The 10,409-nt window shown below is 74.0% G+C and carries 8 protein-coding genes; 5 read left to right on the top strand and 3 right to left on the bottom strand.

Annotated features, from left to right (window positions below):
* Positions 1-175: 175 nt before the first annotated feature.
* From ASD48_RS35780 to ASD48_RS35770, 3 genes are all read left to right on the top strand, one after another.
* Positions 176-1,201: an iron ABC transporter permease gene (locus ASD48_RS35780; protein WP_057606025.1), complete on the top strand. Its 1,026-nt coding sequence runs from the start codon at positions 176-178 to the stop codon at positions 1,199-1,201.
* Between the two features lie 239 nt (positions 1,202-1,440).
* A complete protein-coding gene (locus ASD48_RS35775) occupies positions 1,441-2,436 on the top strand; it encodes an iron chelate uptake ABC transporter family permease subunit (protein ID WP_242432834.1) in 996 nt (331 codons plus the stop codon).
* Positions 2,437-2,440: 4 nt separating this feature from the next.
* A complete protein-coding gene (locus ASD48_RS35770; protein ID WP_242432828.1) occupies positions 2,441-3,412 on the top strand; it encodes an ABC transporter ATP-binding protein in 972 nt (323 codons plus the stop codon).
* Between the two features lie 147 nt (positions 3,413-3,559).
* Here the strand turns inward: ASD48_RS35770 and ASD48_RS35765 are convergent, their stop codons facing one another.
* Positions 3,560-4,513: a methionyl-tRNA formyltransferase gene (locus ASD48_RS35765; protein WP_057606024.1), complete on the bottom strand. Its 954-nt coding sequence runs from the start codon at positions 4,511-4,513 to the stop codon at positions 3,560-3,562.
* Between the two features lie 81 nt (positions 4,514-4,594).
* On the opposite strand from ASD48_RS35765, the gene ASD48_RS35760 reads away from it, so the two are divergent.
* Both ASD48_RS35760 and ASD48_RS35755 read left to right on the top strand, forming a co-directional pair.
* On the top strand, positions 4,595-5,917 hold the full coding sequence (locus ASD48_RS35760) for a lysine N(6)-hydroxylase/L-ornithine N(5)-oxygenase family protein (RefSeq protein ID WP_057606023.1): 1,323 nt from the start codon (positions 4,595-4,597) through the stop codon (positions 5,915-5,917).
* A 213-nt stretch (positions 5,918-6,130) separates the two neighbouring features.
* Complete coding sequence (locus tag ASD48_RS35755; RefSeq protein ID WP_057606022.1) at positions 6,131-6,802, top strand: SUMF1/EgtB/PvdO family nonheme iron enzyme; 672 nt, start codon at positions 6,131-6,133, stop codon at positions 6,800-6,802.
* 306 nt (positions 6,803-7,108) lie between these two features.
* Here ASD48_RS35755 and ASD48_RS35750 read toward each other — a convergent pair whose 3' ends face one another.
* Positions 7,109-8,611, bottom strand: a complete 1,503-nt coding sequence (locus tag ASD48_RS35750) for an amidohydrolase (RefSeq protein ID WP_057606021.1) — start codon at positions 8,609-8,611, stop codon at positions 7,109-7,111.
* A gap of 144 nt (positions 8,612-8,755) precedes the next feature.
* Positions 8,756-10,312: an IucA/IucC family protein gene (locus ASD48_RS35745; RefSeq protein ID WP_242432827.1), complete on the bottom strand. Its 1,557-nt coding sequence runs from the start codon at positions 10,310-10,312 to the stop codon at positions 8,756-8,758.
* Positions 10,313-10,409 lie beyond the last annotated feature (97 nt).

The following is a 10,409-nucleotide window of genomic DNA, read 5'->3' as shown; positions in this document are numbered from 1 at the left end:
CTTACTTGATAGACCCCTTCCGGAACCACGGACCCATGCCGCCGTGGCTGAGGTTATGCTCACCTAACCTGCTGACAGGATTGTCCGGTGGTCCGCCAACAGGGGTCTGCGCGAGGGGCGATGACCCGACGGCACCCCCGGCGAGACCCCCGGACCGCGACATGGAGACCGGCAAGTGGCTTCAGGCAGAAGGCTTCGCACCGCGGCGCTGGTGACATCCGTCGTGGCCCTCCTCATCGCCCTGTCCCTGCTGTCCGTGGCACTGGGCGCGCTGAACGTCCCGCTCGACCAGGTGGTCCGCGCGGTCCTGGGCCGTCCGCCCAGCCGCCTCGTCGACAACGTCGTCTGGTCGGTGCGGGTCCCCCGCACCCTGCTGGGCCTGACGACGGGCGCCGCGCTCGGCCTGTCCGGCGCGCTGATGCAGGCCCTCACCCGCAACCCGCTCGCGGACCCGGGCATCCTCGGCGTCAGCGCCGGGGCGTCCTTCGCGATCGTGCTGGCGGTCGCGGTGTTCGGGGTCGGATCGCTCTACGGCTATGTGTGGTTCGCGTTCGGCGGAGCGCTCGCCGCGAGCGTCCTGGTCTTCTCCCTGGGGCGGCTGGGCCGTTCCGGTGCCACGCCCGTGAAGCTCGCGCTCGCCGGGGTCGCCGTCACCTCGCTGCTGTCGTCGCTCACCAGCGCCGTGGTGCTGACCGACCAGGACGCCCTGGACCGCTACCGCTTCTGGTCGGCCGGCTCGCTGGCCGACCAGGACTCCGGTGAACTCCTGCGCATCCTGCCCTTCCTCGCCGTCGGGGCCGTGCTCGCCCTGTCCTGCGCGCCCGCCCTCAACAGCATGGCCCTGGGCGACGATGTGGCCGCCTCGCTGGGCCGGAGGCTCGGCCTGGTCCGCCTCCAGGGGGTCACCGCGGTGATGCTGCTGACCGGCGCGTCGGTCGCCGTCATCGGTCCGGTGGTCTTCCTCGGCCTGGTCGTGCCGCACATCGCGCGGGTCCTCGCCCAGTACGCCGGGATCGGCCCCGACCACCGCTGGCTGCTGCCGCTGTCCGCCGCCCTCGCGCCCGTACTGCTGCTGTCCGCCGACATCCTGGGCCGGACGCTGGCCCGCCCCACCGAGATCCAGGCCGGCGTCCTCGTCGCCTTCCTCGGCGGCCCGTTCTTCATCGCCCTGGTCCGCCGCCGTAAGCTCGCGGAGGTGTGAGCGTGCCCGCACAGCCCCCGGACACAGCACGGTCCCCGGACCCGGCACAGTCCCCGACCACAGCGCAGTCCCCGACCACAGCGCAGTCGCCGACCACAGCGCAGTCGCCGACTCCGGCGCAGTCCCCCACCACGGCGCGCTCCCCGGGCGCACCGGCCGTCGAGGCGTCCCCCGCGGTCCCCGCGCAATCCGCGCTGCACGGCCGGCCGTTCCGGCTGGCCTTCCCCCCGGTCTCCGGCATGCTGCGCCCGCGCCTGGTGCTGACCGGAGTACTCGTCGCCGCCGGCGCGTTCCTGCTGTTCTGCTGGGGCCTCACCCTCGGCGACTACCCCGTGCCCTTCACCGACGTCGTCAGAGCGCTCGGCGGCGCGGGCGACCCCGGCACCGTCGTCGTCGTGCGGGATCTGCGGCTCCCCCGCGCCCTGACCGGGCTGCTGGTCGGCATCGCGTTCGGCGTCTCGGGCGCGGTGTTCCAGACGATGACCCGCAACCCGCTGGCCAGCCCCGACATGATCGGGCTGACCGAGGGCGCAGGAACGGCCGTGGTGGCGGCCGTCGTTCTCGGCTGGACCGGCGGGCTCGGGCTGTCGACGCTGGGACTGCTGGGCGCCCTGGCGACCGCGCTGCTCGTCTACGCGCTGGCCTGGAAGGGCGGCACCACCGGGTACCGCATCATCCTCGTCGGCATCGGCGTGTCCTGGATCTGCACCAGCGCCACCGACTTCCTCGTGGCGCGCGGCAGCCGGTTCCAGGCGCAGGAGGCCATCGGCTGGCTGGTCGGCAACCTCAACGGCCGGACCTGGGACCAGGTGGACTCGCTGGCCCTCGCCCTGGCCGTGCTGCTGCCGGTCACCCTGGCCATGGGCCGCTGGATGCGTACCCTGCAACTCGGCGACGACGTGGCCGCGGGGCTCGGCACACCGGTCCAGCCGGTCCGGCTGGCCCTGCTGCTGGCCGGGGTGGGACTGGTCGCCTTCGGTACGGCGGCGGCCGGCCCGGTGGCCTTCGTGGCCCTGGCCTGTCCGCAGATCGCCCAGCGGCTGGCGGGCACCGCGTCGCCGCCGCCGATCGTCTCCGGTCTCACCGGCGCGCTGGTCGTCCTCGGCTCGGATCTCCTCGCCCGCGAGGCGATCCCCGGGACGGAACTGCCGGTCGGGATCGTCACCGGCGCCCTGGGCGCGCCGGTCCTGCTGTGGCTGCTCATCCGCGCCAACCGCGCGGGCTCTGGAGGCTGATCCCATGTCGACCACCGACCCGCGCACCCCGCGGCCGACCGAGCCGAAGACCGGCGCCGGCATCCCCCGCCCGTCCGGCGCCGACGCGAACGACGCGGGCCCGGGGGCAGGCCCGGGCATCGCCCACCCGCCGCCCGCCGGGCCGGAGTTGCGGGCCAGGAACCTGCATCTCGCCTACGACGGACGGTCGGTGGTGGAGGATCTGGACCTCAGCGTGCCGACCGGCCGGATCACCGCCATCGTCGGGGCCAACGCCTGCGGCAAGTCGACCCTGCTGCGCGCGCTGGCCCGGCTGCTGACGCCACGGCAGGGTGTCGTGGAACTGGACGGGGCCGCCCTGCGGTCCGTGCCGACCCGCGAACTCGCGCGCACCCTGGGCATCCTGCCGCAGACACCGGTGGCGCCGGAGGGGCTGACCGTCTTCGACCTGGTGGGCAGGGGCCGTTCACCGCACCAGACCTGGTGGCGGCAGTGGTCCGCGGCGGACGAGGAGGCCGTGCACGGGGCGCTGGCGGCGACCGGCCTGACCGGGCTCGCCGACCGCCCGGTCGACGAGCTCTCCGGCGGCCAGCGGCAGCGCGCGTGGATCGCGATGGCCGTCGCCCAGGGCACCCCCGTCCTGCTGCTGGACGAGCCGACGACCTATCTCGACCTCGCCCACCAGATCGACGTGCTGGACCTGATCACGGACCTCAACCGGCGTGAGGGACGCACGGTGGTGATGGTGCTGCACGACCTCAACCAGGCGTGCCGGTACGCCGATCACGTCATCGCCATGAAGGCGGGCCGGATCGTCGCCGAGGGCCCGCCCGCCGAGGTGGTCACCGAGGCCACCGTCGAGGACGTCTTCGACCTGCGCTGCCGGATCACCCCCGACCCGGTCAGCGGGACTCCGCTGGTCATCCCGCTGGGCCGGCACCACCACGCCGGCGAGGTCCGGGCCCGGGACGCACGGCCCGCCGCGGTCGCCGACTGACCCGCGACCGGCCCGCGACCGGCCCCCGCCGCGCACGGCCGGGGGCCCGTCCGGTTCAGCCCTTCCCGTTTCCGGTCGCGGTCAGGCTGCCGGTGGCCGGTCACCGGCCACCGGCCACCGGCCAGATTTCCGGTTCCGGTCAGGCCCTCAGGGCCGGGACGTCAGATACCCGCCCATGGTGCGGAACCAGTCGGTGGCCGCGTACTCGGTGCCGTCGTCGGTGCGCACCCGCCGCACGAGGAGACCCCGGCAGCGGCCCGACCAGGAGTCGGCGCCCGCCACCACGACGACGCCGTCCCCCTCCCGGATGAAGATCCGGCCGGGCGTGCCGCCGTAGCACCCCTGCGACACCGCCGCCGAGACGATCCTCAGCCGCCGGCCCCGGTGAAAGGCGTACGCGTTCGGATACGGGTCCGACTGGGCCCGCACGAGCCGTTCCAGCCGTTCCGCGGGCCAACTCCAGTCGATCCGGCTGTCCTCCGCCGACCGCTTGTGGAAGAAGCTGGCGCGGGCACGGTCCTGCGGCACCCACTGGCCGGCGTCCCGGCCGGAGGCGATCAGGTCGAGCGACTCCCGCACGATGGGCGCGATGAGGTCGACGGTCCGGTGGAACAGGTCGGTCGCCGTGTCGGTGGGCCCCACCGGCACCGCGCGCTGCACCAGGACGTCCCCGGCGTCGAGTTCGGTGTTCATGCGGTGCGCGGTCACGCCGACGCGCGTCTCGCCGTTGAGGAGCGCCCAGATGATCGGCGAGAAGCCCGCGTACGACGGCAGCAGCGAGTCGTGGATGTTGAGGGTGCCGTGCGGCGGCAGGTCGAACAGCTCGGGGGGCAGCCAGGTACGCCAGTTGTTGGCGACGATGATGTCCGGCCGGGCGTCCGCCACCGCGGCCAGGAGTTCGGTGTCGTCGGGACGGTTGCGCAGCAGGACGGGGACGTCGTTCTTCTCCGCGAGTTCGGCGACGCTGTCGTCCCATATCTTCTCGTAGGCGTGCTCGCTCTTCGGATGGGTGACGACGAGGACGACCTCGTGGTCGGAGTCCAGCAGCGCCTGAAGCGTGCGGTGACCCCAGGTCTGGTAGCCGAGCATGACGACCCGCATGGCGTCCTTCCCTTCAACGACTCATTGCAAGGTAAGCCTTACCTTATCTAGCATGGGCCTGCCTGAGGAGGCGATGCCAAGGTGAAGTCACCGCTCATGGGTAACGACGTCATCCACGACGTCATCGGAATCGGATTCGGTCCGTCAAATCTCGCTCTGGCCATAGCGGTCGAGGAGCACAACGCAGACCTTCCGGCAGACCGCCGCCTCAACGCCCTGTTCCTGGAGCGCCAGCCGCGCTTCGGCTGGCACCGCGGCATGCTCATCGACGACGCCACCATGCAGGTGTCGTTCCTCAAGGACCTTGTCACGCTGCGCAATCCGACCAGCGACTACAGCTTTCTCTGCTTCCTGCGCGAGCGGGGCAGACTCATCGACTTCCTGAACCAGAAGACCCTCTTCCCGCTGCGGATGGAGTTCCACGAGTACTTCGAGTGGGCCGCCGCCCGGGTCTCCCACCTGGTCTCGTACGGCAGCGAGGTCGTCTCCGTCGACCCGGTGCGCGACGAGGACGGCGAGGTGGCCTTCTTCGACGTCATCTGCCGCGACAGCGCGGGTCGCGGCGAGACCGTGACCCGCAGGACCCGCAACGTCAGCGTGGCCATGGGGCTGGAGCCGCATGTGCCGCCCGGTCTGGGACTCTCCGAACGCGTGTGGCACAACAGCGAGTTGATCCCGCGTGCCACACGACTGGGCGAGGCGGGTGCGCCGGTACGGCGGGCCGTGGTGCTCGGCGCCGGCCAGAGCGCCGCCGAGGCGGTGGACTACCTGCACCGCACCTTCCCCGAGGCCGAGGTGTGCTCGGTCTTCGCCAAGTACGGCTACACCCCGGCCGACGACAGCCCGTTCGCCAACCGCATCTTCGACCCGGAGGCGGTCGACGTCTACTTCTCGGCGCCCTCCGAGGTCAAGCAGTCGCTGATCGACTATCACCGCTCCACCAACTACTCGGTGGTCGACATGGAGCTGATCGAGGCCCTGTACGCCACCTCGTACCGGGAGAAGGTGGCGGGCCGGGAGCGGCTGCGCTTCCTCAACGTCTCGCGGGTGCGCGCCGTCGACCCCGGTGCGGACGGCGGTCTCGAGATCGCCGTGGAGTTCCTGCCCACCGGTGAGCGGCAGGTCCTCGCCGCCGACGTGCTCGTGCTCGCGACGGGGTACCGGCCGCGCGATCTGGCGTCGCTGCTCGGCGAGGCGGCCAAGCTCTGCCTCCGGGACGACGGGGACGAGGTCCGCGTGGGCCGCGACCACCGGGTGGAGACCGTGCCGGAGGTGACGGCCGGCCTCTATCTCCAGGGCGGAACCGAGCACACCCACGGGCTGACCAGCACCCTGCTGTCGACCGTCGCCGTCCGGGCGGAGGAGATCCACCGCTCCGTGCTGGCCGGCGTACCGACGGCCTGACCCCCCGGACTCCCGGGCCCGGAGGGTACGGTCCCTTCCGGGCCCGGGTCCGCCCGGAGCACCGTGCAACCGCCCGAAGGGCCGGCGCGGCAGCCCGACGCCGCGTTCGACGGCGCGCCGAGCCTGTTGCCGGGGCGGGTCCCGGGGGGAGCACCGGATCCGTTGCGGCTCCGCAGTTTCGCGCCGGCCGGTCTCGAATAGGATCTCCTGATCATGGACGTGATGACGGGGAACGAGATGATCGCCGTCCCGCCGGGGCGGGTGACGCTGTCGGACCGGCGGACGCAGCGCAGTTGGCCGGTCGAGCTCGCGCCCTACGAGCTCGCCGCGGTCCCGGTCACCCAGGCGCTGTACGCACAGGTCACCGGCCGGCGGCCGAGTGCCGCCCGCGGGGACCGGCTGCCCGTCGAGTGCGTCTCCTGGTGGGACGCGGCGAGGTTCTGCAACTCCCTGTCCCGGCGCGACGGGTTCACGCCCGCGTACGACTTCCGCGCCGACGACGAAGGGATCGAGTGGGACGCGTCCGCCGACGGGTACCGGCTGCCGACCGAAGCCGAATGGGAGCACGCCTGCCGTGCCGGTACGGCAGGGCCGCGGTACGGGGAGCTCGACGAGATCGCCTGGTACCGCGGCAACGCGCACGAACGCCCGCATGACGTGGGCGGCAGACGCCCCAACCCATGGGGGCTGCACGACATGCTCGGCAACGTCTGGGACTGGTGCTGGGACGTCTACGACGCCGAGGTCTACGGCACCTACCGGGTGCTCCGCGGCGGTGGCTGGTTCGACGAGCACTGGAGCTGCCGGGCCTCCGCGCGGCGCCGCAGCCACCCGGCCTTCCAGGTCGACGACGTGGGTTTCCGCCTCGCGCGTTCCCTCGCGTGACGACCGGTCCCGTCGCCGGACAGGCGGCTGCCCCTCCGCGTCGACGACAGGTGCCTGCCCGGCCTCGACGGCCCGCTCGGCCTGGACGGCCGAAAGGACGGTCCGAGGGCGCGCGAGATCGACGTCGGTGATCTTCACGGTGAGAACGTCACCATCCTCGGGAGCGTCGCCGGGCGCGACCGGTCCGGTGACCGCCTGCCCGAGCCCCCGCGCCGGCCCCGGCCCCGGGCCCTCCCGCACGGCTCGCAGCGACGGCGGCGCCCTTCGGGCACCCCAGGCGCGGGGGGGGCGTCGGCGCTCGCCGTCTCAGTACGGCCCGTGGGTCCAGCGGCCGTCCGTCATCGTGGCGTGCACGGGCATCGTGCGCAGGGCGTCCGGGCCCGCCCCCGAGGGGTCCACGTCCACGACCACCAGGTCGGCCGGGTCGCCGACCCGGATGAGCCGGCGTCCGCGGGCCGCAGCGACCAGCGCGTCCCGGACGGACAGGCACTGCTCCGGATGCCAGGCGGGGCGTTCGTCGTCGGTGCGGCCGACGGCCGACGCGATGGCGAGCCACGGGTCGAGGGCCGAGACGGGGGCGTCGGAACCGAACTCCAGCCGGGCCCCGGCGGCGAGCAGGTCGGCGTAGGCGAAGGCGCGTCCGGTGCGCCCGGCCCAGTGCCGGTCCGCCACGTCACGGTCGTCCGTCGCGTGCCGGGGCTGCACGCCGGCCGTGACGCCCAGGCGGGCGAACCTCGGGAGGTCCTCGGGGCTCAGCAGCTGCGCGTGTTCGATCCGGCCTCGGCAGCGCACGGCCTCGAAAGCGTCCAGGGCCAGCGTGTTGGCGTGGTCGCCGATCGCGTGCACCGCGGGTTCGACGCCGCGCGCGGCGGCCTGCCGCATGAGCCGCACCAGCTCGCGCGGTGACGTCTCCTCGATGCCGTGGGAACCGTCCGTGCCCTCCAGCCCCGGATAGGGATCACGGCACAGCGCGGTACGGGTGTTGAGCGAGCCGTCGGTGAAGAGCTTCAGCGGGCCCACCCGGACGAGACCGCCGGGAGCGCCGGCCTCGTCCCCCGTGCGCAGCCCCCGCCGCAGGGCCGCGTCCAGGCTGCTCGGGTAGATCGCGGCCGACACCCGCACGGCCGGCCGGCCCGCGGCCGAGCGACGTTCCCAGTCCGCGACCGTGTCGCCGAACTGGAAGTCGATGACACCGGTGACCCCGCGTGCGGCGGCGGCCTCGCAGGCCTCCGCGATCCAGCCGTCGATCACCGCGGCCGGCGGCCGGGGAAGCGCGGACAGGACCTCGTGGCACTCGGTCTCCCTGACCAGGCCGGTGGGGTGGTCGCCCCGGCCGACGAGGGCGAGACCGGCGGAGTTCAGCCACGCGGCGTGCAGGTCGGCGCTGACCAGGGCGACCGGCCGGTCGGGCAGGACCGCGTCGAGGAGCCGCTTGTGCGGGGCGTCGGGCCACAGTCCGTCCCGGAACCCGTAGCCGAAGAGCACCGTGCCGCCGGGCGCCGCGCCGCCGCGTTCCCGGACCAGGTCGGCCACCGCCCGCGCGGAGGCGGTTCCGGCCAGGTCCAGGCGGTGCCGGGCGCTCGCCCACTCCGCCATGTGGACGTGGGCGTCCCACAGGCCGGGCAGCAGCACCCGTCCGTCCAGATCGACGACCCGCCCGCCACCGGCCTCCCCCGCCCGTCCCCCGGTCCCGGCCTCCGGGACGACATGGGTGACCCTGCCGTCCGCGATGCGCAGCCGGGTGAGCGGCCCGCCGGCGCCGAGCCGCACCCGGTCGAGCGTCAGCACGTCGCTCGCGTGGTCCGCCATGGGGCCTCCCTCTGCGACGGGCATCCGCGACGGGTGTCCGCGACGGGCGTCTCTCGACACCCACGGAACCCGCCACGTGACGCCCCGATAGGTAAAGTTAGGCTTACCTTATCGAATGATCGCGCCGCCGTCCGCCGCTCGGCCTCACCGGAGGAGCGGGTTGGGCAGCGGCAGATAGCGGGCGTCGGCGCCGTCCGCGCCCGTCCAGCGCAGCAGCAGGTTCGTCTTGCCGGGCAGGGTGGGCGCGGTCAGCAGGGCGGCAGCCTCGGGGAGGTCGTGGTGGCCCAGTTCCGCGCGTACGGCGGGCCAGGGGTCGAAGCCGGGGTGCCGTTCGGCGAGCGCGGCCGCGACCTCCCACAGGTGGTTCACCACCAGGCAGTACACCAGCCGCTCCCAGCCGGCCGCCCGCTCCACGTCCGGCAGCAGTTTCACGCCCTCGGCGTCCCGGAACAGGGCCTGCACGGGGATGCCGTCGGCGTCCACGGCGACCAGGGTGTTCTGCAGGTGCGCCTCGAGGACGACGCCGTGCTCGGCGAAGGCCGTCAGCGCCGGGGGGACGACGGCGGCGAGATAGGCCGCCCACCAGGCCACCGGGTCCGCCGCGGCGGCCAACGGGCTGCCGTCGAAGCCCTCCACGAGTCCCGCGGCGAGCAGCGGGGTCGCGCCGGGCGCCAGCGCGTCCGCCAGTCCGTCGCGGACCAGGACCGCGAGCTCCTCGAAGGCGAAGTCGGCGGTGCGGTAGCCGCGGTCGCTCAGCCAGACCGCCGGCGCCGGACGGCGCGCCGCGGGGCCGCCGCCCGCCGCGAGGGCGCGCACCGCCGACTCGTCGGTCCGGCGCAGTTTCAGCAGGTCGTGCCGCCACAGCCGGCGGATGTCGTTGGTGATGCGGACGTCGAGGCTGAACTTCAGACAGAGGTCCCGCTCGGGTGCGTAGACCGTCCGCACGGCGGCCGTCGGCCAGGCCTCGAAGCCGGTCGCGCCGAGCCGGACCAGGCGCCCGTCGGCGAAGGCTGGCGCGAGCTCCCGGCCCACCAGCTCGAGCTGCCAGGGATGGGCGGGCAGCAGCCGGTAGCCGGGCGGGGCCGTGCCGAGGGCGTCCAGCGCCGAGGTGTCGCCCTCCTCGACGACCGCGTCCTCGCGCAGCCCCAGCAGGACCAGCGGAAAGCGGGCGTGGGCCTCCGGGGCGTACGGCAGCCAGCCGGCCGGCGGGCCGCCGCCGCGCGCCTTGGGGGCGGGATGGTGGGGGTGGCCGGTGAGCAGCGCCTGCTCGGAGCGCAGATAGCGGCCGGGCGGCGGGGTGGCCCGCGCGCGTGCGGTGAGCATCGCGGCGACCACGTCCCTGCTGTCGGTCATCTCGGCGGGCAGTTCCCGGTTGGCCAGCCCGGTGTGCCCGCGCAGCACCTCGGCGACCAGTTCGACGAGCGCGGTGTGACCGAGGCGGTGCCAGGCGCCCGCCGTGTACACCTCGGGCTCGGCGGGCCGCCGGGTGCCGCGCACGCGCAGCAGCCGGGCGCCGCCGGGCGGCCCGTCGCCGGGCAGCCGGTACACGAACCGGCCGTCGCCGGCGGGCGGGCCGGGCAGTGGTTCGGCGACCTCCCGCAGCAGACAGTTGAGCAGCGGCGCTGCCGCGTACGCGTCGGCACGCTCGGCGACGCCGTCGGCGGACGCCGCGGCCTCGGCGGGCGGGAGGATGAGGTCCACGCGATCCACTGGTTCCCTGGTTCCCTACGGTTCTTCCGGGCGGAGACGATCATTATCGCGTCGTCACAGCCCCTCCGTGACGTCGTACCCGCACCCT

The organism is Streptomyces sp. Root1310, assembly GCF_001426425.1.
Classification (GTDB): domain Bacteria; phylum Actinomycetota; class Actinomycetes; order Streptomycetales; family Streptomycetaceae; genus Streptomyces.
This window is presented reverse-complemented; position numbering and strand designations above follow the sequence as displayed.